Raw genomic sequence first — 23,690 nt, forward strand, 5'->3', positions numbered from 1 at the left:
GGTATTGTTGCTAGTTCCCAATCAGCATCAGTCTTCTACGGCTAACTGAATTCCATCAATTTTATTTCAGACCATTCAACCCCTACAAATGAAATTATTTCAATGGATGTTCCTGTGCCTATGTGGATTGATGCAGCATGCATCTGCTCAACAGATCAATTATTACGATTACCGGTACCAGCTTACCCATGTGGGAAACGCACGTTACTATAGCGTTGTATTGCAAACGGATAGTGGTTGTCACAGACAGGATTTTCTGATGCAGGATACTGTAATGCAGATGGATGGCTGGTTTGAAGATAGCGCTATGAAAATCCGAAATGGCTTCTTCACTTACTATCATCCGAATAGGCAGTTGAAGAGTATGGGGGCTTACAAAAAGAATAAAAAAACAGGCCGGTGGCTTAGCTTTCATCCCAATGGAATGCTCGACGATTCTACTGTTTACAACGATGAAGGAAAACCGGTTGGTGTGAGTCTGAAATTTCATCCCAATGGCTACCCGGCAGATTCCACTATCAGGTTTGCGGATGGAACCGGAGTAAAAGTAACCTGGTCGGACAATGGGCGGCAATCATCAGCAGGAAGGCTTTCTGCCCGTGGTAAACCTCATGGTAAATGGATTTACTTCCACCCCAATGGTGTTAAAAGCGCTGAAGAAACATACGACGACAGTGTGCTGATCGGGGCGAAATATTTTGATGAAGCTGAAAGGATAATGTCTGAACCCACTCCGGCGCAGCCAGCCCGGTTTAGAAACGGAACTGCTGATTGGAGCAAATATATCAACGGACATCTCATGTGGCCTAAAGGTTATCTTCTAACTAACACAGATCTGGCTATTGTAGAAGTGGAATGGATCGTCGATGAGGAAGGAAAGGTAAGAGATGTTGAAATTACTGTTCCGCTGGCGCGTCCCTTCGACAATATGGTGAGGAATCTGATGAAGGGTTCACCTGATTGGAAGCCCGCCATTCAGAACAACCGAAGGTTGAAAACACGCATGAAGCAGGTTATTGCATTCAGGCAGGCGACTGAGATACGAAAAAACTGAAGACCAATCAGCTCAAAAAATAATGCAAGAACACTGATAATTAAGTGGTGATTTCCGCCCATCAAAATACTTAAACAAAACCCGTTCAATGAAGCGGGTTTTGTTGTTTTGGCGTTAACTTGCTGAAACCTGAATTGCTGATAATATGCATAACACGGTTTCACTGAGAAAGCTTTTATGGGCAGATTTTATTCTGGGCGGCTCCACTGCTGTTACAGGTCTTGCTTTTAGCCAATCACTCACCGGTATACTTGGTTTTTCACTCAACTTTATTCTGATAGTTTCCGGTATTACTTTGCTGTATGCGCTGGTAGCCTTGATACTTGCCAATCAAAAAAAGATCTCAGCGGGTTTGCTCTCCATTCTTATGCGGGCCAACTGGATCTGGGCACTGATCAGTGTTGGACTTGTTATTGCATATTTCGAGGAAGCTACCATACTTGGCAGGGTCTTTCTGATACTGCAGGTACTGGTAGTTGGTGGTCTCGCTTATCTTGAAGGCAAAAACAAACACACCATTAATGAAAAATATACCAACCCTGTTTGAATGGACAGGAGGAGATAGTGCACTATTCGAAAAACTCACTGAGCAGTTCTACAAAAAAGTGCTCGATCATCCATTGCTCGAACCGGTATTCCGGCATATGTCTCCTGAGCATAGCAAGCATGTAGCACATTTTATTGTGGAAGTATTTGGAGGCCCTTCCACCTACACACAGGATGATAAAGGAAGCCATTCTCAAATGGTGATGCATCATATTGGAAAGCGGCTCACCGAAGAAATGCGTCAGACATGGATGCGATTGCTGCTTGAAACAGCAGATGAGACGGGGCTTCCAATAGACCCTGAATTCCGATCTGCATTGGTTGGTTATCTCGAATGGGGAAGCCGCATCGCCGTGATCAATTCCAATACGGAAAGCAATCCTGTTTCGCCGGAAGAGCCGATGCCTAAATGGGGTTGGGGCGTTCCGGGTGGACCATATCAGCCATAAAGTATACAGCCATGAACAGTGAAACAAACCAGATGAAGAAAATATTACTTCATTCTTTTATTGCATGCTTCTTATTTGTGAGCAGCAGTAGTTTAACAGCTCAGGAAAACGATCAGCAACTGACCGATACCATTCTTCGTCTTGATCGTCTCTTTTGGGATTCTTACAACAATTGCGATCTGGAAAAATTCGCAGGTTTCTTTACTGATGATGTGGAATTCTATCATGATAAAGGGGGAGTTACGATCGGAGTAAAAGACCTGACGGCTTCCATGAGGAATGGTCTCTGTGCAGACAGGGATAACTTCAAACTTAGGAGGGAAGCGGTTTCTGGAAGTGTCAAAGTTTTTCCACTCCGGAAAAATAATGTGATCTATGGAGCAATTATTTCAGGAGAACATATTTTCAATGTACAGGAGAAAGGGAAGAAGGAATCTGCTGAAGGGTTAGCGAATTTCACGCATCTTTGGCTTTTGAAAGATGGTGTTTGGAAGATGGCACGCGTATTGAGTTTCGATCATCGGGCGGTTCCGTATACCAATAAAAGAACAGCCATCAATATGTCCGAATCAATCCTTCGGAAATATGCAGGCAGCTACAAAGGGCCGCAGTCTGGCATCATTGCAGTTAAAACTGTAAAAGGAGGACTTTCACTAACCATAGGGAACAAAACTTTTGAAGTGTATCCTGAAAAAGAAAACCTGTTCTTTCTCAAAGAGCGGGACCTTACTTTCGGATTTCATGTGCAGGGAAATAAAGCGGTCAAAATGATTGTTAGTGAACGTGGAGTTCAGGTAGAAACACTCGAAGCCGAAAAATCCGAAAGCAAGAAGACCTCTGCCGGAGAGCACCAGTAAACGTAGCTGGTTTTATTTTTAAGTTGTACGCAGTATTTGGGTGGCCTGAGAAATGTTTTGTGTTACGAAAGTGGTTTTGGAGATAAGTCTGCCGTCAAATGAAGAAAAATGGTAAATTGATTGGCAGGTTCATCACCCAAAAACAACAGCATGAAACAGTTGATCTTTTCGGCAATTCTGCTATGCAGTGCCATTATTTCAGTTGCTCAGACTAATAACATTGTCTACAACAAAGCGCTGGCCGATTCGCTCGGCGCCGATAAGTACGGAATGAAATCCTACATATTTGTTGTGTTGAAAACCGGCACCTATGCACCTGCTGAAAAAGATAAACTGAATGAACTTTTTCGGGGGCATATGGAGAATATCAACAGATTGGCAAATGCCGGCAAACTCATTGTGGCCGGGCCTTTTCGGAAAAACGACAAATCTTACAGGGGCATTTTTATTCTCAATGTGAAAACAACAGCGGAAGCAAAGGAGTTGCTCGATAAAGATCCTGCTATCAAACAAAAGCTCTTCGATGTGGAGTTGCTGGAATGGTACGGATCGGCTGCGCTGCCACTTTACCTGCCTTACCACGAAAAGATAGAAGCGGAGAAACATTGAACACTTTTTTTACCTAAATCTTTCCGGATGGAGCCATCATATGAACCATTGCTGAAGCAATTCAGGAAATATATTGTTGTGGATAATGCACTCCGCGACGCAATTCAAAGCAGGTGTGATGTGAGGTTATTCCGGAAGGGAGAGATAATTCATCATTCGGACCGCGTATGTGTAAGGAGTTATTTCATCATAACCGGACTGGTACGTACGTATTATGTAAAGGATGGTGTTGAGATAAGTGAATATTTTTCGGCAGAAAAGGAATGGGTAAATTCTCCCAAAAGCTTCATTCAGCAGACTCTTGATATTTACGATATCGACGCTCTGGAAGATACAGAAGCGTATAGCATTGAAGTGCATGATCTTGTTTACCTGTTCGATCACTTTCCGCTGATGGAAAGATATGCCAGGCTTTCAATGGGGCATGTATTCGGACATCTGATGGAAAGGATCACCGTGCAACGATTTTCGACAGCAAGAGAAAAATATGAGCATTTCCTGAAAGTGTATCATGATATTTATCATCGCATACCGCTCGGTATGATAGCCTCTTATCTGGGCATCACACAATCTACGCTCAGCAGATTGAGAGCAGAAAAGTAGTTTTTGATCCAGCGCAAAAAATATTTCCTCCGTATTGACCAGCTTTGTTGAAACATTTTTTTATGAAGCAACTGGTTATGTTTCTTTTGTTATGCGCAGTAACAGGCAGTGCAGATGCGCAGGATACATTGAGGCTGAAGAATATTGATGCCATTCTGTATACCGGCTCCGGTAAACTGCAGCCGCTTGTAGTAGGATTGGGAGGAGCCGAAGGGGGAAATGCCTGGGCAAGCAATCACTGGAAAAAAACGAGAGATGAGTTTCTGGATAAAGGATACGCTTTTCTTGCTATCGGCTATTTCGGTACTCCAAACTCTCCTGCGATATTGGACAGAATTGCAATCGATGATGTGTACAATGCGATAAAGGTCGCGGGTAAAAACAAAAAGGTTGATGGCCGTTACATCGCTGTAATTGGAGGTTCACGTGGAGCGGACCTGGCATTGTTGCTGGCGAGTTATTATTCGGATATTGATTGTGTAATCGGTATGTCGTCGAGCCATGTGGTGTTTCCGGGACATACAAATCATTTCAGCAGCAGTTGCTGGACATTCAATGGAATGGAATTGCCATATGTTCCGGTGAATGAAACGTCGGTACCTTTTCTGATGAAGCGTGATCATCGGGGCGCTTTCACTGCAATGCTGCAGGATTCAGTGGCAGCACGTAATGCTGCGATTAAAGTGGAGAATATCAAAGGAGCAGTGTTGTTGTTGTCCGGGAAAAGTGATGAGATGATACCGGCGAGTGAGATGGCGGAGAAGATGGTGGCGAGGTTTAAGGAAAAAGGATTCAGGCATCACTTTGAGCATATTGCGTATGAGGGTGGGCACGGTGAGCCAACGAAGCATTTTGATGCGGTGTTTGAATTTTTGGGGAAGTATTTTGTGAAATCCAGGCGCGGAAGGGAAGAATAAATTATAAAAGAACAAACATTCTGTTATCTTTGCAGAGCTATGCGACCAAAAGATGCACAAAAAGAAGTCCTGATCAGGCAAAAAACAATGGAGATCGTTGTTGGAGAAGGCCTCGATGGATTCAGCATGCATAAATTGGCAGCCGAAGTTGGCATATCGGTCAATACCATATACTTGAATTTTGAGAATAAGGAAGATCTGATTATCAAAGTCTATCAGGGTGTGGTAGAGAAAATGGAAGAGGTATTGCTTGAGGGATTTAGCGCAGAAATGGATTTTGCTACAGGCTTAAAACTACAATGGGAGAATCGCCTGCGATATTTTACGAAACATCCTTTACATATTGAATTTACCGAGCAGATCCGGCATTTGCCCATCTATGAAAAGGTGATGCAGCGACAGGGAAAGAAATTCACCACAACCATGGCACAATTCTATGAAAAGGCCATAGAAAACAATGAGCTGATACGGTTCCCATTAGAGGTATATTGGTCGTTGGCTTATGCTCCGTTATTCCAGTTGCTAAAATTCCACCGACAGAAAAAAAGCATCACCGGTAAGAAGTTTGTGTTAACAGAAAAACAGTTTAACCAGGCCTTCAGCCGTGTATTGCTGTCTCTCACCCCATAAATTTTTTTAACTAATTAAAGAACGATTATTCTTTTAAAAATCTACTACTATGCAAATAAATCATCTGAATTTTCCAGTGAGCGATGTGGCGCAAACAAGATCCTTTTTTGAGAAGCATTTCAATTTTACCTGCAGGGAGGTTAAAGGCGATAATATGCTGGTTGTTCTGGAAAATGAGACAGGGTTTGTCCTGACACTGATGTCGACTGACTTTAACAGGAATGGTAATTCTGTTTATCCGGATGCCTTTCATATGGGTTTTCTCGTAAATGATCAGGAGACGGTGCGATCTGTTTGGAAGCGTCTAAGCAATGGTGGTGTTGTGCTGGAGCAGGAACCACGTAATATGCGGGGAGTGTTTGGTTTTTATCTGCATGCTCCGGGAAATATCCTGATAGAGGTAAGTACTGTTAGTGTTTGAGCAATAATGCTGGATAGTCGTTGGCGGGTAAGGAATATTTCTGACCTGTGAGTTAAATCCGGTCTTCCCCTGTATCGCTGATCTGTGGGGCATTGAACAAGGGGAACTCATTGGCTGATTGCCATATAATCAAAATACTCGGACCAACTGAGTCCTTCTGGTAATTGCTGATTGCTAAACTCGATATGAAGTACACGTCGGGAAGAGGTTCCGGTACTGCGCCCGGAAGCATGAAGCAGCAAAGGGTGCATCAGCATTACTCCTCCGGCTGCAACTTCGCAAACATCTTCGCCATTCGACAAGGTAATATTATCTGCGCGTTGAATTCCTTTCAGGTGAGAACCAGGAATTACCCGCAATGCGCCGTTTTCTTCATTCGTGTCATCCAGATGGATACGTATAGTAAAGTTGTTTTCAAGGATGGTGAGGGGAGGCTGTACAGCAAATTGATCCTGTTTCGTTGTAAATGGCCCATAACCAGGAATTGGGGCTTTTTCTTTTACAGAGATCGTGAGATCCTGATGGTAGGCTACAAACCAATTTGAGTTTGCGGGTTTGTCAAAGTAGATGGACTTTGATACGAAATATCCTTCTCCAAATTGTTCGCTGATAAGTTTTCTTAGAGTGTCGTTAAAGACCACATTTGCCAGTTGTGGTATTTCCTTCAACACTTGTCTTATTGCGAACAGGTCTTTTGTTTTTCGGAATGTGGCGTTTCCTGTGTCAGCTTGATTGATGAATAGCTGCATCTGCTCAATCTCATCACTGGTATATATGCAGGATTCTATGGCGTATCCGTTTTGCTTGAAATTATTCATCTCAATTATTTGAAAGTCTTATCTAATGTGGTTGTGCAAGTTAACCAGATTAGAAATATAAACTATAGACACTATTTACCGCGTGCCAATTGAGCCAGAGCTGGTGGATTTCTGCTATCTTTTTCCAAGTAATCTTCTTCAATTTTGCGGGAACATTTCGTGAAATTCATCTGGTCTTTGTTTATTCAAAACTGTGACGGGAAAATCAGGCCACTATTTTTATAGTCGCTCCCAGTGCGATTTCCGAGTCGTCTTCTGTGTAAATCAATGTTATTTGTATCTTGAAGAAATACGATTGAATTCGATTTCTCAAAAATTCACGTTTGCGATGAATGCAAGAGCGAGTACTATGCTGAGTGTTCCAAAATGGAGCAATTGTGCCCCGAATGTTCCCATTTACTCTATGGATGTAAAAAATGTGATCATCAGTTTGAGAATGGTAGATGCAAAAAGTGTTATTGGGATAGCAGCAAGAGCGAATTTCTGAATAAGTAATTTGACCAGAGTTGATATTGGGCGGGTGCTTGTCCCCCCCCCAAAAAAAAAAAATAACTGACATACGTTGTAAAGCTGGAATTCATGATGGTTGGCTGGACACTGCTGAGTGCTTTATAGAGCTTGACCACAGCATTTATATTGATATTCCTGTTGGTGAAGCCAGAGAGGTATCTGAGGTAACCCCAACAGAAGAGGCCACAACTATATTTAATGACCTTTCCGACATTCCATGTTATCATGTAAATAAAGAGGAAAATCAATTGCTGAGATACAGGAAGCGCGCAAAAAGCGAAAACTGAAAATTTTTAATCGGTTAAGAAATTATTTCTGGGGCTTTGAGCCTCTTATTAAAGAATACCAGCCTTATAAAATTGAATTTTTTGAAAATAAGCTTAAGCATATCCTTAATAGATCTATTGTGGACTATCTCTGGGATGTGGACGATTGCGAGAAGGGGTTCTTTGAGCTTGATAACGGGTATCTAATATCCGAGCAATATATGGCTCCCAGCGGGACGGGGCTTGCCGGACTTCATTATTATGATAGTTTAGAAAGCTTGAGAAAACAAAAGAACATCAATTTAGGTCGATATTCTGAGCTTAGTAATGATTCTACTGAGTTTCGGAAAGATAACTAAAGCCGGTTCGAAATGTTCTGTCAACATACGAAAATAGCGACCTGATTTTCAGATCGCTATTCTCTTGCCGGAGAGATAAGTCGGTTTTCTAACCACCTGATTGATCGAGTTTTGAATTTAGATGAGAAACGTATTTGAAACTTTATGTCTTTCTGAGCAGTAGTAATAAATCAATCATTGTTTGGCGTCAAAAAAAAGTAATAATCCATTAATTGGACTTAAAGCTAGAGTCAATGGGACACTGCGCCATAGTATTGTATAGAATTAAAACAAGGAATCGGCTTCAAATATTTTCACAAAATGGAAGGATGAGTTTTATAAACGCAATACCTGCAAACAAAAGGCACAATAGATTATTGTTGAATTGAAATATTGCAGAGAAAAGGAATAAATTCGCATGATACAGCAATGCTACTGCTAGCTGTGATTTTACAGGCAATAACAAATGAACGACAATCGGAAAATGGCGAATATCGACTTACCACATTTTGGTCAAATTGACTTGACGCAATTAAAGGAATATTATTCTGCTGAGACTGTATTGAGTGGAACTATGCTTCATCTTGACTTGAATTTTGAAAATAAGAGCATAAGCGGAGAACAAGCAATAAATATTAAAGTATTTCTTGACAACATTTCTGCCTTAGATATTCAGAACAAATCGTCAATTGACAAAAGTTTCAATGACGGCGGAGAAGCGGCTGACTATATAAACTTTTACTTAGACGAACTTGCTGAAGAAGAACTGCGAAATATTATTGACTACGAAGACAAAGACAAATCAAAGGAGCAACAACTTCTAAGTAAGTTAAAATTGATTAGGATTGGACTTTATCCTGACGGAAAATATGGCACTGACTATTATGGAGTTTTTGACTATTCAATAGATATTGATGGAGAACCGTGTAATCAACTTTTAGTTGTTAAAACAAATGAAAATGGTGACTTAGACCATGTAACCTGGGAAAGTTGACAACAGAAACAAAAGTCATATAACAACGGTATTTATTTCGTGCCTACTAATTATTTAAAAGCCAAATTATTATTTAAGGAAGAATTAAAATTGTGAAAATAGTTCAAACGAAGAAAGCCTTCAATTCATTGAATTGAAGGCTTTCTTCGTTTTGTCGCCCTCACTGTACAATTTCCGAACCGTTTTTTGCTTGAGCTACAAAGAATTGTATTTTTAATTATTTGAAAGCTTGGGAGATATTGCTAGATATCCCAATTAATACTAATAGATACGCCGACTAACGAATTACTTTAATAATGAGCGATAATCAACAAAAGCTAGAGAGGATCTTTAGTGATCTCAGAGATTTCCCTACTAGTATAAAAAGACTATTCCTTGAAACCCTACTTTTTAATTTCACTATTACAAGTCGTGCAATCCATTCAGATGAATCACAAACAGAGAAAGAAAAACTCGATGCATTAAAATGGCTTAATGAGTTGACTCATAGAATTTGGAATATTCGTTCAACATTAGATGAAAAGCAAAGTGATGATTGCATCCTTAGGCTTGATGAAAATTTGAAATTTTATGCAGGAATGAGCAATCACCTTAATAACAATTTAACAGCCACACTCTTCTTAACATATGAGACAACTAAAATAATTGCCGAAGATAGATTTTAAGAGTGCGGTATGGTTCGAATGTCCTGTCACCATACGAAAATAGCGACCTGAAAATCAGATCGCTATTCTCTTAGTCGGGAAGACAGGATTCGAACCTGCGACCCCCTGGTCCCAAACCAGGTGCGCTACCGGCCTGCGCTACTTCCCGAACTTTTTAACCGGACGCAATCCGTGAATTGCGGGATGCAAAAGTAAGGTTTTACATCACAAAAAAACAAAGAATCCGGGTTTATTTTTTATTGAAATTGAGTCTCTTTTCTGAAACTCCCGCCAGACAAGACTTTCAGCCTAATAAAAAATTTTCTTACTCAACCCCTTCATCCTCAGTTTTCTGCGGTTACCTGCAGAATTAACTGATGTGCTTTATTTCTTCCCGGTTCATCCATTTATTTTCACCCTCCGGCCCCTCCGCCGCATCCTTCCCTCTTTTTGTCGTTTCAACACCCGCTCACCTTCTTTTATCTCAATTAGGTTTGCATCATCAATAAACCACCAAATTAAGCATCATGAAAAAGTTAACTATCCTCCCTTTCCTCACCTTTGCACTGCTCTCCTGGAAATCGACTCCAGCCGATAACTGGGCATTTGACGAATATCATGCAAAGCTCCGTTTTTCTATCACTCACCTGATGATGGCCGAAGTGGAAGGATCCTTCAAGATCAAAGAATCGAGCATTACTTCCAACGGAAAAGATTTCTCCGATGCCGTTGTTACACTCGTTGCTGATGCAGCCAGCGTTAACACCGAAAATGAAATGCGCGATAAAAATCTCCGTGCTGCTGATTGCCTCGATACCGATAAATTTCCAACGATCAGTTTCAAATCGACATCATTCGTAAAGAAATCAGATAATGAGTACACTGTAACCGGACCGCTCACCCTGCACGGTGTTACCAAAGTAGTATCGTTGAATGCTGTTGCCAGAAATGGCGAAAACCCTATGAACCACGCTAAGATGTGCGGATTCAAAGTAACAGGTAAGATCAATAGAAAAGATTTCGGAGTAAGCAGTTCTACTCCTGCAGCACTGTTGGGTGATGAGATCGACGTTGTTGCGAATGTGGAATATGTAAAAAAGTAGATTACACCAGTCTGTCGCGGAGCGCCTTTGCCACTGCTTCGCTCTTTGAGTTTACATGCAGCTTCTCGTAGATGCTGCGGATATGACTGCGAACGGTGTCGATAGAGATATTCATTTCAGCGGCCACCATTTTGTAGCTGTTTCCATCCACCAGTGATTGCAGTACCTGTTTTTCGCGTTGCGAGAGGGAGTAATCCGGACTTGCAGCAGGCTGCATTCCCGCGAACATTTTCAGCACTTGTGTAGCAATGGAGGCATTCATCGGAGCGCCGCCATCCTGCGCTTCCCGGATAAATTCAATCAATTTCGCCGGGGATGTTTTCTTCAGCAAATATCCGCTGGCACCCTGACGAATAGCTTCAAACACATTCTTGTTATCATCAAATACGGTCAGCATCAGGATCTTCACATCCGGATGCTGGCTGCGTATTTTCGCCAGTCCCTCGATGCCCGTCATGCCCGGCATATCGATATCGAGCAACACCACATCGGGTTTCAGCGTGGAGATGTCATCAACGGCGGTTTCGCAGTTGTCGAATGCTCCGGCTACCTCGAACCCGTCGGTATTGCTGAGCAGCAGCACCAGGGTTTCTCTCATCTCTTTGGCATCATCGTACAATAAGATCCTGATCATGTGAATAGTTTGGTATGCAAAGGTAGTTCGTTCCGGCGTCCGCAGTATCGCATGATTATGCTAAAGGAATCTGCAGCACCACCGAAGCGCCGGATTGCGGCGCTGTAATGATTTCCAGTGATCCGTTCATGGCTTCTGCACGCTTGCGCATGTTTCTGAGACCATTACCGCGCAGGGAAGCCGTCTGGTCTTTGTCTGCACTGAAACCAATGCCATTATCGGTAATGTTCATCACCAGCATATTCTTTTGTTTGCGCAGGGTGATATCCACCTGCGTTGCTTTGGCATATTTCGCAATATTGTTGATGGCTTCTTTGAACACCAGAAAAATTTCCCTTCTCCATTCCATATCGAAGGTCATTTCTTTTACGGCTTCATCCACGGTGAATGAGTATTCGATATCGCTCGCTTCGAGCACATTTCCTGCAAATTCTTTCATGCGTGCGAGGATCTTTCGCATGGAATCGTTTACGGGGTTGATGCTCCATACAATATCATCCATGGCTTCCATAATGCGGGATGAGCTGTCGCTGATTCTGCTCATGTAATCCTGACTGGTCTTTTGATCTGAGTCGATCTTCTTCGCCGCCATATTGCTGAGGATATTGATGGTACTGAGTGTTGAACCCATATCATCATGAAGATCACGCGCGAGGCGTGTACGGATCTTTTCTACCTGCAGCAATCTGCGTATGCGGAGGCGATAGAGATAGTACAGTGCGCCGGCAATGCAAAGCACTACCAAACCAAAGAACCAGATGGTTCTCCAGAAAGGCGGCAGTATATTTATTTTGAGCGAAGTGATATTGGGGGAATAGTTGCCTTCTTCATTTCTTGCACGCACCATGAACGTGTATTTCCCCGGAGGAAGCAGTGTGTAGTTCACCTGCAATGGACCGTCCATCCGCTGCCAGTCGCTGTTTGCGCCTTCGAGTTTGTAGTAATAACTGAGTTTGTCGATTCGGGTAAAACTGAGCGCAGCGAAGGTTAATGTAATAGAATTTCGGTTGTATGGAAGGGTTAGTGATCCGGCTTTCATCAGTGAATCTACCGGCAGAAACTCATTGAACAGTTTGCAGCTTCCGATCAGTACATCGGGTGGTAACGATTTATCGCGATACTGCTGCGGATCGAAGGAGACGAGGTTTGAGTTGCCTGCAAATACTATCCGGCCATCGCGGAGTTTCAGACTGGTTTCCATTACAAAACTGCTGTTGTACATGGTTACCAGTCCATCCCACTGTGTAAAGCGGATAAAATGTTTTCCATCGAGATTGTATTTGTAAATGCCGTTGGCAGTGCAAAGCCATACATTGTGCTGGTCGTCTACCTGCATGGTGAGTACGGGGCCAACAGGCCATTGCTTGTATCCTGGTGCGCGCGTGATCTGGCCAGTATTGAAGTTCAGCAGATCGAGTCCGTCATCTGCAAACGCATAGATGCTGTCGTTCACCTGAAGAATATCACGAACATGATTTCCAAACAGCATATCATGGGTTATGGACGAGCTGTATTGATTTACTACCTGCCCTGTGGTCGTATTCACCACTTTCACTCCGCTGCCGGTGGTGGCTACCCACAGCAATCCTCTGCTGTCGAGCATCAGTCTGGGAAGCACCGATCCGAATTGCTGAACAACTTTGAATGCACTGTCCTGAAGTCCGGAGCCTTTGGTCCATTTCAATAATTTCCCACTTTGTGTGGTGAACCAGATATTCCCTTGTTTGTCTTCCTCTACCTGCCTGATGGTAGAACCTCCGAATGGCGCGGGTTTCAGGTATTCCGGTTTGCTCTTAATGGTGTCGAATACCATCAGCCTGCCCGCCTGGCAGGCAAACCATATTCTGCCTGTAGACTTTTGCTGATGCATATCCCAGACGAGATCGTAGTTGTCGTCGCCTTTTGGAGGATTGGCAAATTGAGGCATTTCGAGTTTCTTGAGATTGCTTTGGCGAGGCAGGGTTCCTCTGCCCCAGGTGCCCATCCAGATATTGCCATTAACATCTTCCATCAATGAATTGATCGACGATCGTTTGGGAGTTTGCCGCAACAGCAGATGAAGGCTATTATTCACTTTGCTCATGGAGTTGAATAATCCGTTGTCCGTTGCTACCCAAAGTATTTGTTCTCTGTCCTGAATTACTGCATTCACCCTGTTGAATACGATGCTGTATTGCGTTACGTCTTTGAATACAAAACCTCCGAAATGATCTTCCTCGCGCATGGCCATAAAGTTCAGTCCGTATGCGAGTACGGTGGTGTCTGCAAATTCAGTGAACTTATGGATCTCGTAATAGCCGTCTGATGAAACAGCTGAAAGCCCCAGTGTATCATCACTCCAGTTATTGGTTCTTTCGTCGTAACAGAAGTTGCGATAGGTGAGTGCTGCTGTATCCCAGGTAGTGAGCCAATGCCTTCTTTTTACATCGATATAAATATTGTTCACGATATGCCCCAGTCGGGGATCGGCCAGCAGAAAATGTTTGGAGGCTGATATGCCGCTGCGGTATAGTTGTTTGGTGTTTCGATCGTAGTAAGCAAGGCCGTTATTGCCTGCAAGCCAGCAACGGCCTGTTTTTACATCATCGAATATGGTATTCAGGGCAAATGAACGGGGGATGGGGAATGGCGTATTGTCTTCGCGGAATGTTGCGGATTGTTCGTCGAAATAGAACCATCCGAAACTGCGTGCTAGAAGAAATACATTTCCTTTTCCGTCCTTATCGAGGAAGATATCTGTTGCTGAAGGTATGTTGATCCCGTTTGCTACTTTAACCTGTTTGAACCGGAATGTGGCTTTGTCGAATATGCCGATGGTTTTTCCCATGCGCAGCCACATGCGACCCATGGTATCGCATAAGATCTGATTCACGGGAAGATGAGGGAGCCGGTCGTTGTTGCCCTGATAAGGAGAGAAGAATTGATATCCGTCGTATCGCTGCAATCCGTTCTCAGTGCCGATCCAGAGATAGCCACTGGGGTCCTGCCAAAGCGCATATACGAAGTTTGATGCCAGTCCGTCGCGCGATGTGAGGTGATTGAAGATGAATTCCTGCGACTGTGATTTCTGCAATGAAAAGATGCATGCCAGCAGGAATGCCATAATTGATCTGAGGCGTCGGAATTCGCTGCTGATATGCAATTGGCGAGAGTTGTATAGTATGTTATCAGTTTTGTGTAGGCTGCTCATGTTGATGCAATGATGTCGGTGTTCGGGTATTGTTGCAAATGTACAACTGATGCAATCTGTTCAATTAATTCAACTATTCATTAGCATGTTTATGCGATTGAGTAGCATGGTCGACCAATGTAGTTTTGCCTCCGTAAATCCTAGTTATGAAAAAGTTCGTCATTTTATGCATGTTCGTCGCACCGGTTGTTGCGGAGGCTCAGTTGAAATCTTTACTGAACAGAGCGAAGGACAAGGTTAAGCAAAAACTGGAAAATAAAGCAGATAAAGAAATAGATAAAGCGCTGGATCCATCTGAAAATAAGGAAAAAACCAAAGAGGAAGAATCCGGCAAATCTGAAGAAAAACAACAGGGTGGCGCTTCCAGAAGCCCTATTGCCGCCTACTCGAAATACGATTTCATTCCCGGAGAAAAAGTGATGTTCGCGGATGATTTCGCAAAGGATAACGACGGAGAACTGCCACTGGGCTGGAATACACGCGGAAAAGGAGAACTGGTTACCCTCGAAAATCAATCGGGAAAATGGCTGAGGCTTTTCCCCGGAACAACCTACCTCACCGGCAACAGCAAGGCTTTCGGAGAAAACTATACCATCGAATTCGATCTCATTGTTGATGGCTCTACCCCCAAAGGAACCAGATTTTTCCCTTCGTTTCAATTTGGCATGTTCTCCAGCGGAAATAAGAAAGCTACTGATAAATCGCTCTTCGTAGAATCTGAATGGGTGGGAAGAAACAGATTGGAGATCAGCGCCAAACCCAATGTAGACGCCATCTCCAAGATGGAGCTCAGCAGCCGTGCGAGCGGTGGCGCCGGTTTTAGTTCCGAACCGCAGACATTCGCTGCCTTCAGCGGAACGTTCTACAAACCTGCTCACTACGCCATTCAGGTGCAAAAAACAAGGTTGCGTTTCTGGGTCAACGGACAAAAAGTATTCGATATGCCCGATGCTGTGATCACCAGCGGCAACCCTCTCAACAATCTTTTCTTCGCTGTGGCTGATTATGTGTTCTACAACGAAAGCAATTTCGGACTGTATGTGTCTAACCTGAAAGTAGCCACCGGCCTTCCCGATACGCGCCATAAATTATTGGAAGAAGGAAAATTCTCCACCACGGGCATCCTCTTCGATCTCAACAGTGCGGGAATCAAACCAGAGTCGTTCAGCGTGTTGAAAGAGATAGGCAACGTGCTGAAAGAAAACGCCGATCTGAAAATCAAGATCGTTGGACATACCAGCAGCGACGGCGATGATGCCGCCAATCTCGAACTCTCCAAAAAACGTGCTGCCGCCATCAAAGATGCGCTGGTAAAGGATTTTAAGATAGAAGAAGCCCGTATTCAAACCGAAGGCAAAGGAGAAACTCAACCTGTTGCCGATAACAAAACAAAAGAAGGACAGGCACAGAACCGTCGTGTTGAATTCATAAAAATTTGATCAGGATTACGTATAGCATCATGAAATACATTTGGATATTAATGCTGGCGCTGCTTTCGGGCAGCGCTTTTGCTCAGGAGGAAATGTCGGAGAAGCAGTTGGAAGAACTGATCCGAAAAGCTGAGAAAATGGCCGATAAAGCAAGGAGGGACCCGCGCTTCAAACAGGCGATGGCCGAAGAGATCGAAGAAGAGAATCGTCCAAAAAGGTTTCCTGCAAAAGACAATGCGCTCTTTGCAAATCTTTCTCCCACCCCCATGAACAATAATGGACTCAGTGGGTATCTGCAAAAATTATACACGGCATACAAAACAAAACTGCCAATCGGGGCAGTGGAGGCTGCACAGAAAGCCAGTGCCGAACTGAACGGAAATGCAGACAAGATGGGCATTGCAGGCATTGCTGCCTGGTACAATGGTGCAAAATCCGAAGGGCTGTTGCTGATGTTGCAGGCCGGAGCTAAAAAACCGGAAGATGGATTGCTGCTCAACAATGTGAGCGCTCTGCTCAATATTGGCGGCGCGCCGCGACATTCACTGCCTGTGCTGCGCACACTGGTGCAGCGCTATCCGGAGAGTGCGATGGTGCTGAACAATATCGGTCAGGCATATGCGGGAGCAGGTGAGCTGGATACCGCGATGAAATACTTCACCCGCTGCCTCAAAAAATCTCCGCAGCATCCGGAGGCCAATAACACTGCCGGACAAATCGAAAAGCAGCGGGGCCACAATGCTGAAGCGATTCGTTATTTTCAGGAGGCATTGAAAGGAGCGCATCATCCCGAAGCATTGGAAGGATTGCGTGAACTCACCGGCGATTCTTACTACCAGAAACTTCCCGCGCTTCGCGCACCTGTTGATCTTCCTTATTTCAATGAATTCAAATACAAACTGCCGAAACAGTGTACAGGCCCTGCTGATGCGCCTTTCATTAAACAGGAGCACGAAGACTTTGTGAATTTCGTGGAGAAGATGCAGGTGGCCTATTCCGAAGCTGCACGCCATGAAGAACAACAAGGGAATGCCATCATAGAGAAAGATTCGGAGAAGCTGATGAAGAAAATGAGGGAAGCGCTGGAATCCGGCGTGCCATTAACTTCTCCGCCAACGATGGGGAGTCCCATCAATCTCGCAGCAATGCGCAAGATCACTGATATGAGCATGCAGCTGCAGGCAAAGATGGGCCCGGAGCACGACAGACAAATGATGAAACTGGATTCTACCTATCAACGACTCATCAGAAAATACAAAGCCGATCAGCAAAAGATCAGCGACGATTATGCTGAGAAAAGAAAACAGTACGATTGTGGCGAAGGTCGTGGTGCAGACTGTGCAGCATTGCAAAAACTGGCGAAAGAAGAATGTGAGGCGCATGTTCAACTTGGCAACGTAGCGCAACAGTCGATCTCTGCTGCTAAGGTAGATATCCAGAATGAACGCCTGCGTTTCATTCGCTGGCAGCTGAACAATTTCGGTTACTACGGCTATCTGGCAGGATTCAATGAACATAGCGCCCGTGCTGCATTCTACAGTGCTGCATCCCGCTATCTCAATGATCTGAAAGTGCTGGCTTACGATCCGTTTGTATGTGCCGGTCAACGATGCGACGATAAATCTTTCGAGACAAGCCCGAAAGAAGAATCGGACAACACCAAAGAAATGGATTGCCCGATCGATATCAGCGTGCCTTTCATCATCGGCAAACTTTCTCTCAACTGTGAGAAGTTCGTATTCACAGCAGGGGAAGGACTGGTATTCACGATGGAGAAAAATTTCAAAACCAAACAATCCACCATGAGCATTGGGGCCGGACTTCAGTTTCAGGCATCGAAGCAATGGGAGATATTTTCGGGAGAGATCAGCGGCAGCGCTTCACAATCTTTCTACATCGTTTGGGATAAAGATGATAAGATCATCGACGCAGGGCTGGCCCTCAAAGCCGAAGGTTCTATCAAAGGAGAAGCCAAGATTGAGATGCCCGGTGGCATCGGAAAAGAATATCTCGAAAAAGAAATAAAAGCAGAAGGTGAATTCGGATACACGCTGGGAGTGAGCTCCGGCTGGAACTTCAACGATGGCACGTTGAACAAAATAGCCAAATCCATGGGATGGTTTAAATAGCTGTTTTTACTTGAGACGTTTACACAGCGAAGCGACTGGGGCAACTCAGTCGCTTTTTTCGTAAATTCACACGTATTCAGGATACCCGTTTTTACAAAACAGCAGATGGAAACGCAGGACGCACCTTTTGAAATTGTTTATCAGCAGCATACGCTGAAAGTGGAAACACTCCGCATAGGAAAGAGTGTGCTGTACAAGATCACCAATGAGCAGAAACCAGGCGTGTTCGTCGTTACAAGGGCAAAGGATGCGGAAGGCCATTTCTTCTGGACCTCTGTTCCTGAAGGTAAACCCGATCTCGCTGCCGCCATCGGCAGTCTGATCGAAGAACAGATTAAACCATAATTGAATCCTATGTGCTACTATAATGGAGTTAAAGTAACCCACTCAGAATTTATCCGGTTGAAGCAACTGGAGAAGGCCATTGCACAACTCGATTTCCTCAACAGACCATTGCTGATCGGTTTCGATTACAGTGATGCGCCGGTGATCAAGGCCGTTGCGGGAAAAGTAGATTTTGAGGTAACACAGATGGAGTGGGGCTTCATCCCGCCTTATCTGAAAAATCGCGAAGCGGTAGATAAGTTCCGGAATGGTTACAAAGATGCGAACGGGAAATTCCATCCTCCCATCACCACCCTCAATGCTGTTGGTGAAGAAATGTTACTGCCCGGAAAAATGTATCGCGATGCTGCACTGCATCGTCGCTGCCTTGTGCTCAGTTCTGGTTTCTACGAATGGAGGCATGTGCATCCCATGGGCAAACAAGGCAAGCCATTGAAGACTGCTGTAAAATATCCCTATCATATTTCGGTAACCGGAAAAGAGGTTTTTTTCATGGCGGGCATCTGGCAACCATGGACAGACAAAGAGACCGGTGAAGTGATCGAAACCTTCGCCATCGTTACCACTGCTGCGAATAAACTGATGCAGCAGATCCACAATTCAAAAATGCGCATGCCGGTGATACTGAGCGAAGATCTTGCATGGGACTGGCTGTTCAAAGACCTGAGTGAAGAAGAGATCACGCGCATCGCTACTTCACAGTTCCCAACGGAGCAAATGTCGGCGCATACTATCGCCAAAGATTTCAGAGCGATGCCGGAACCTGCTGCACCGTTTGAGTATGCGGAACTGACTCCTGTTGAGAACTGATCGATAGCGTATCTGTTTATCGGCCGGGACGATGCTGATTGCGCCCCTGCAATGTTTCCAATCCTTTTGCGCGTACCAGCAAACCCTCGCCGAATCTGTGTTTGATGTGATCGATACTCTGGTAGAGCTTTATCATCTCCTGTGTATCTTCAAACAGATTGATCTGATAGTTTCCCGGTACCAGGTGCGTGAACCGAATGCCGATCAATCGCACCAGCATCCTCCTTTCATATAATTTATCGAACAACTCCTTCGCGGTTTTCAGCAGAATATGATCGGCTGCCGTGTAAGGAATGGTGAGTTGTTTGGTGACCGTGTCGAAATTGGAGTAGCGCAATTTCACCGTTACACATCCTGCCAGTTTGTTTTGTTCGCGCATCTGGAAGGCGATCTTCTCCGTCATGCGTACGAGAGTAGAGTGAAGGAATTCCACATCGATGGTATCCTGCTGAAAAGTGTTTTCCGTGGAGATCGATTTCTGCTCGTGATAGGGGATCACGGGTGTTTCGTCGATGCCATTGGCTTTTCGCCAGATATCGATACCGCTTTTTCCGAGAAGGTTGCGCATCATGTCCATCGGAATTTCACTGAGCACTTTCACTGTTTCCACGCCCATGCGCATCAGCAGGAAGGCCGTTTCTTTTCCTACTCCCGGTATCTTGGCAACGTTCAATGGAGCGAGATAAGATTTTTCGGTGCCGAATGGAATCTCGATCTGCCCGTTTGGTTTTACTTCGTTGGTGGCCACTTTGCTGATCAGTTTGTTGCTGGCCAGCGCGTAGGAAACGGGCAGTCCGCTTTCGCGGATCACTTTCTGCCGCAGCTCGGTGGTGAACTGATTGCAGCCGAAATATTTGTCCATTCCCGTTAGGTCTACATAGAATTCGTCTACGGAGGCTTTTTCGAAGAGTGGAACGGTATCGCGGATAACATCGGTAACGAGTCGTGAATATTTGCTGTAAGATTCCATGTCTCCCTGAAGGATGATCGCATGTGGACAGAGCCTTTTGGCCAGTTTCATCGGCATGGCTGAGTGAATGCCGAAGGCACGGGCTTCATAGCTGCAAGCGGCTACAACACCTCTGTCACTGCTGCCACCTACGATCAAAGGTTTTCCTTTCAGGGAGCTATTTTTCAAACACTCTACAGATACAAAAAATGCGTCGAGGTCGAGATGGGCAATATGCCTCTCATTGTTGAGTAACATAACATAGGCTTAAAGGTTTGCGTATTGTCTTTCTTTATAACCGGTCTTCTGCATGTGATCAACTTCTACGCTGTACACGCCGAAGTCCTGTACTACTTTTCCACGGATACGATAAAAACCTTTTCCTTTCAGAGGGTGCCTTCGGAGTGAATCCGGAAAATGAACAGTATCTACCCAATTGAGATTGGCATCGATGAATGTGCCGAAGCTCATCAGGTCTTTATTTTTAGTTGGTACGGCTTTGTAGTCTATGAAATAGAGCTGCATGGTCACCGGTTTGCCCAGGTAATTCGGAAGATCTCCGGCGAGCAGGGTGGACTCATCCCGCTCTACCAGATCGAAAGGATTACGCAGCGGGAAGCCCAGCAGCTCTATTTCATCATGAAGGTCGTCCAGAGGATTGTCGCACAGCTCAGGCAACTGAAACTGCATCGGTGGTTCCTGGAACAAACGGTGACCAATATGCGGTTCTGTATTTTTCTTCTGCAGGAAATTAGATTCCCACAGCAATCTTTTTTTATTCTTTCCGGTAAAGCGCAGTGCGCCTGCTCTCACCAGTATATTCAGTTGTTCTGCGCCGATGCGGGTTCGTTCGATGAAATCCTGCAGGTGCTCGAAAGGCCCATGCAGTGAGCGTTCCAGCAGAATGGTTTCGATCATTTGCCGTTCGAGTCCTTTGAGATGAACAAATCCCACATGCACATCGGTACCGTGAATATTGGTGAGATAATCACTGTTGTTAACACAGGGAAGATGGATGGTGGCGCCAGTTTTCCGCAACTCCAGAAAATAGAGCTCCTGCGAATAAAATCCCCCGAAGTTATTCAGCACACCTACCATGAACTCCATAGGATAATACGTCTTCAGGTATAAATCCTGGAAGCTCTCGACAGCGAAACTGGCGGAGTGTGCTTTACAGAAGCTGTACCCGGCAAAGGATTCCATCTGACGCCAAACCTCTGCACTCAGCGCATCCGGATATCCTTTTTCCCTGCAGCTGCGTGTGAACTTTTCCTTCATTTCGGCGAAGCGGTTATGGCTGCGGTATTTGCCACTCATGGCCCTCCGCAATACATCAGCCTCGCCCATGGACAGTCCACCAAAAAAGTGCGCCACCTTAATCACATCTTCCTGAAATACCATTACACCGAATGTGTCTTTCAGCAGTTCGCCCATCACTGGATGGAGATGCTGAACGGTGTCTGGATGATGATATCTGTTTATGTATTCGCGCATCATGCCACTGCTGGCAACGCCCGGCCTGATGATGCTGCTGGCCGATACCAGTGTGAGATAATCGCGGCATTTGAGTTTGTTGAGCAGCTGCCGCATGGCGGGGCTCTCCACATAAAAACATCCGATGGTGTTTACGTTCTGCAACTGATCCTGCACTTTGGGATCGTTCTTGAACTTCTCCACTTCGTCTATCTGGATGCTGATATTCCGGTTCTCTTTTACCAGCCGCACTGTCTCTTTGATATGCCCAAGGCCGCGCTGCGACAGCACGTCGAATTTGTAGAGACCTACATCTTCTGCGAGATGCATATCAATTTGTGTGGTGGCAAAACCTTTGGGCGGCATCCAGGTGGCCGTGTAAGCATGTATCGGTTGTTCGCTGATGAGCATGCCTCCGGCATGGATGCTGAGATGGCTCGGAAAATTATTGAGCAGTTTGCCGTACTGCATAATCAGTGAATGATACTGATCGCTCTGCGGCACATTGAATTTCTCTTTGCGGCTTTCTCCATAATAGCCGGTGCGGGTGCCGAGTTCATCGATCTCCTTGGCAGGCAGGCCAAACACTTTGCCCAGCTCGCGTATCACGGAATTGTATTGGAATGTTACGTAACAGCCCATCAGCGCTACGTGTTGTTCGCCGTATCTTTTGAAGATGTAGTCGATGATCTCATCGCGGTCGAGCCAGCTGAAATCGATGTCGAAATCGGGTGGGGACGTGCGTTCCGAATTGAGGAACCGTTCGAAGAACAGATTCAGTTCGAGCGGGTCCACATCCGTAATCTTGAGGCAATAGGCTACGATTGAATTGGCGCCGCTGCCGCGACCCACGTGAAAGAAACCGCGGCTGAAAGCGTAGCGCAGGAAATCCCAGGTGATGAGAAAATACGCGGTGAAGCCGAGCTCTTCTATCACCTGCAATTCCTTGTTTACGCGGTCGAGGGCTTTGGTGTTGTTGCCATAACGGATGCGATAACCGTCGTAGGCCAGCTTTCGCAACAACTGCACATCGTCTTTTTTACTGGCGGTAAAAAATTTCTTGTTCTTGTCTTTGCCAAACTCCATTTCAATATTGCACATATCGATGAGGCGGAAAGTATTGGTAACAATGAACGGGTATTGCATGAATGCTTCGAACAGTTTGGACGGATGAACAAACTGTTCTGTGGTTGCACAGATAGCTTCTGATTCGAGTTTCGAGAGAATTACGTTTTTGTCAACGGCCCGCAACAGGCGGTGTACGTTGTGGTACTTCTTATTTTGTACCGTTACGGGTTGACGAATGATAAATTTTTCTTTGTACTGATTGCCCATTCCGAAGAGTTTATTGACCTCTTCGGGTTGAACGCCGATCAGTTCATTCGGCAGCAGTTCTTCTACTGCCTTGTTACCCAATGGATAGATCACGTAGCCATCCCACAGATCCCGGAAAAATGGCTCCTGTCCGGCCTTTTCGGGAAAAGGCTTATTGGTTGAAAGGTGGCCGGACAGGAACGCATTGATCCAGGTGAGTCCGTTGTTGTTGGCAGCCAGTAAGATATACATCAACCTGTTGCCATTGCGGACTTCCGCACCAAGGATAGGTTTGATACCCGATTCTTTGCAATGGGAAACAAATTCCCAGGCATCACAGGTGTTATTTATATTGGTGAGTGCCAATGCTGTAGCTCCCATGTCAGCGCCTGCCTTCACTAAATCTGCCGTGCTGTAAGTACCATAATGGAAGCTGAAATATGTTTTGCAATTCAAATACATCCGGGGCTATTTTCTTTTTCAAACCTACAACATCTGCTAATAATTTTAGCATGATGAATACTAAGGAAATTAGTATTTTTGTTTTGGAAGCAGGCACAGAAAAAATGGAAGTAGTTAAAAAATGCCCCTGAAAGTGAAGTGTGATGAGGGTTTTGGAAAGAGCAAGTTTTGAGAGGAGAAAAATATAAGAACGGG

General features: G+C 44.8%; 21 protein-coding genes and 1 tRNA gene. 16 read left to right on the top strand and 6 right to left on the bottom strand.

Features of this window, described 5'->3' with window-relative positions; genetic code table 11:
• Positions 1-88: 88 nt before the first annotated feature.
• The 9 genes from HHL16_RS08245 to HHL16_RS08285 all read left to right on the top strand — a co-directional run bounded on the left by HHL16_RS08245 (position 89) and on the right by HHL16_RS08285 (position 6,086).
• Entirely contained in the window at positions 89-1,054 is a 966-nt protein-coding gene (locus tag HHL16_RS08245; RefSeq protein ID WP_169424649.1) for a hypothetical protein, read from the top strand.
• 145 nt (positions 1,055-1,199) lie between these two features.
• Positions 1,200-1,601: a hypothetical protein gene (locus HHL16_RS08250; RefSeq protein WP_169424650.1), complete on the top strand. Its 402-nt coding sequence runs from the start codon at positions 1,200-1,202 to the stop codon at positions 1,599-1,601.
• Positions 1,576-2,049, top strand: coding sequence for a group II truncated hemoglobin (locus HHL16_RS08255; RefSeq protein ID WP_169424651.1), 474 nt, complete (start codon positions 1,576-1,578; stop codon positions 2,047-2,049). Before HHL16_RS08250 ends, HHL16_RS08255 begins: the two co-directional genes overlap by 26 nt.
• A 32-nt stretch (positions 2,050-2,081) precedes the next feature.
• The gene (locus HHL16_RS08260) at positions 2,082-2,906 is read left to right on the top strand and encodes a nuclear transport factor 2 family protein (protein WP_169424652.1); all 825 of its coding nucleotides are present in this window, start codon (positions 2,082-2,084) and stop codon (positions 2,904-2,906) included.
• Between the two features lie 150 nt (positions 2,907-3,056).
• Entirely contained in the window at positions 3,057-3,515 is a 459-nt protein-coding gene (locus HHL16_RS08265; RefSeq protein ID WP_169424653.1) for a YciI family protein, read from the top strand.
• A gap of 27 nt (positions 3,516-3,542) precedes the next feature.
• Positions 3,543-4,118 (top strand): Crp/Fnr family transcriptional regulator, encoded by a 576-nt coding sequence (locus HHL16_RS08270; protein ID WP_169424654.1) that lies wholly within the window; start codon positions 3,543-3,545, stop codon positions 4,116-4,118.
• A gap of 62 nt (positions 4,119-4,180) precedes the next feature.
• On the top strand, positions 4,181-5,035 hold the full coding sequence (locus HHL16_RS08275; RefSeq protein WP_169424655.1) for an acyl-CoA thioester hydrolase/BAAT C-terminal domain-containing protein: 855 nt from the start codon (positions 4,181-4,183) through the stop codon (positions 5,033-5,035).
• Positions 5,036-5,074: 39 nt separating this feature from the next.
• A complete protein-coding gene (locus tag HHL16_RS08280; RefSeq protein WP_169424656.1) occupies positions 5,075-5,665 on the top strand; it encodes a TetR/AcrR family transcriptional regulator in 591 nt (196 codons plus the stop codon).
• Positions 5,666-5,714: 49 nt separating this feature from the next.
• A complete protein-coding gene (locus HHL16_RS08285; RefSeq protein WP_169424657.1) occupies positions 5,715-6,086 on the top strand; it encodes a VOC family protein in 372 nt (123 codons plus the stop codon).
• 107 nt (positions 6,087-6,193) lie between these two features.
• Here the strand turns inward: HHL16_RS08285 and HHL16_RS08290 are convergent, their stop codons facing one another.
• Positions 6,194-6,904, bottom strand: a complete 711-nt coding sequence (locus HHL16_RS08290; RefSeq protein WP_169424658.1) for a phytanoyl-CoA dioxygenase family protein — start codon at positions 6,902-6,904, stop codon at positions 6,194-6,196.
• A 1,598-nt stretch (positions 6,905-8,502) separates the two neighbouring features.
• Between HHL16_RS08290 and HHL16_RS08295 the strand changes: the two genes are divergently transcribed.
• Both HHL16_RS08295 and HHL16_RS08300 read left to right on the top strand, forming a co-directional pair.
• Positions 8,503-9,012 (top strand): DUF2004 domain-containing protein, encoded by a 510-nt coding sequence (locus HHL16_RS08295; protein ID WP_169424659.1) that lies wholly within the window; start codon positions 8,503-8,505, stop codon positions 9,010-9,012.
• Positions 9,013-9,308: 296 nt separating this feature from the next.
• Positions 9,309-9,677 carry a hypothetical protein gene (locus HHL16_RS08300; RefSeq protein WP_169424660.1) on the top strand — a complete coding sequence of 123 codons (369 nt, stop codon included), beginning with the start codon at positions 9,309-9,311 and terminating at the stop codon, positions 9,675-9,677.
• 74 nt (positions 9,678-9,751) lie between these two features.
• Here HHL16_RS08300 and HHL16_RS08305 read toward each other — a convergent pair.
• A tRNA-Pro gene (locus HHL16_RS08305) sits at positions 9,752-9,825 on the bottom strand.
• Between the two features lie 358 nt (positions 9,826-10,183).
• Between HHL16_RS08305 and HHL16_RS08310 the strand changes: the two genes are divergently transcribed.
• Positions 10,184-10,759, top strand: coding sequence for a YceI family protein (locus HHL16_RS08310; RefSeq protein WP_169424661.1), 576 nt, complete (start codon positions 10,184-10,186; stop codon positions 10,757-10,759).
• A gap of 1 nt (position 10,760) precedes the next feature.
• Here HHL16_RS08310 and HHL16_RS08315 read toward each other — a convergent pair whose 3' ends face one another.
• The gene (locus tag HHL16_RS08315) at positions 10,761-11,393 is read right to left on the bottom strand and encodes a response regulator transcription factor (RefSeq protein WP_169424662.1); all 633 of its coding nucleotides are present in this window, start codon (positions 11,391-11,393) and stop codon (positions 10,761-10,763) included.
• Between the two features lie 55 nt (positions 11,394-11,448).
• Positions 11,449-14,583: a sensor histidine kinase gene (locus tag HHL16_RS08320; protein WP_169424663.1), complete on the bottom strand. Its 3,135-nt coding sequence runs from the start codon at positions 14,581-14,583 to the stop codon at positions 11,449-11,451.
• A gap of 146 nt (positions 14,584-14,729) precedes the next feature.
• Between HHL16_RS08320 and HHL16_RS08325 the strand changes: the two genes are divergently transcribed.
• The 4 genes from HHL16_RS08325 (at position 14,730) to HHL16_RS08340 (ending at position 19,297) form a co-directional block, all read left to right on the top strand.
• Entirely contained in the window at positions 14,730-16,022 is a 1,293-nt protein-coding gene (locus tag HHL16_RS08325; protein ID WP_169424664.1) for an OmpA family protein, read from the top strand.
• A gap of 20 nt (positions 16,023-16,042) precedes the next feature.
• On the top strand, positions 16,043-18,142 hold the full coding sequence (locus HHL16_RS08330) for a tetratricopeptide repeat protein (protein ID WP_169424665.1): 2,100 nt from the start codon (positions 16,043-16,045) through the stop codon (positions 18,140-18,142).
• A gap of 105 nt (positions 18,143-18,247) precedes the next feature.
• Positions 18,248-18,487, top strand: a complete 240-nt coding sequence (locus HHL16_RS08335) for a hypothetical protein (protein ID WP_169424666.1) — start codon at positions 18,248-18,250, stop codon at positions 18,485-18,487.
• 9 nt (positions 18,488-18,496) lie between these two features.
• Entirely contained in the window at positions 18,497-19,297 is an 801-nt protein-coding gene (locus HHL16_RS08340) for an SOS response-associated peptidase (RefSeq protein WP_169424667.1), read from the top strand.
• A gap of 16 nt (positions 19,298-19,313) precedes the next feature.
• On the opposite strand, the gene dinB is transcribed toward HHL16_RS08340, so the two are convergent.
• Both dinB and dnaE read right to left on the bottom strand, forming a co-directional pair.
• Positions 19,314-20,504 (bottom strand): DNA polymerase IV, encoded by a 1,191-nt coding sequence (dinB, locus tag HHL16_RS08345; RefSeq protein WP_169424668.1) that lies wholly within the window; start codon positions 20,502-20,504, stop codon positions 19,314-19,316.
• A 9-nt stretch (positions 20,505-20,513) separates the two neighbouring features.
• Complete coding sequence (dnaE, locus tag HHL16_RS08350; RefSeq protein WP_169424669.1) at positions 20,514-23,495, bottom strand: DNA polymerase III subunit alpha; 2,982 nt, start codon at positions 23,493-23,495, stop codon at positions 20,514-20,516.
• Positions 23,496-23,690: the final 195 nt, after the last annotated feature.

The organism is Pseudoflavitalea sp. G-6-1-2 (assembly GCF_012927185.1).
GTDB lineage: Bacteria > Bacteroidota > Bacteroidia > Chitinophagales > Chitinophagaceae > Pseudobacter.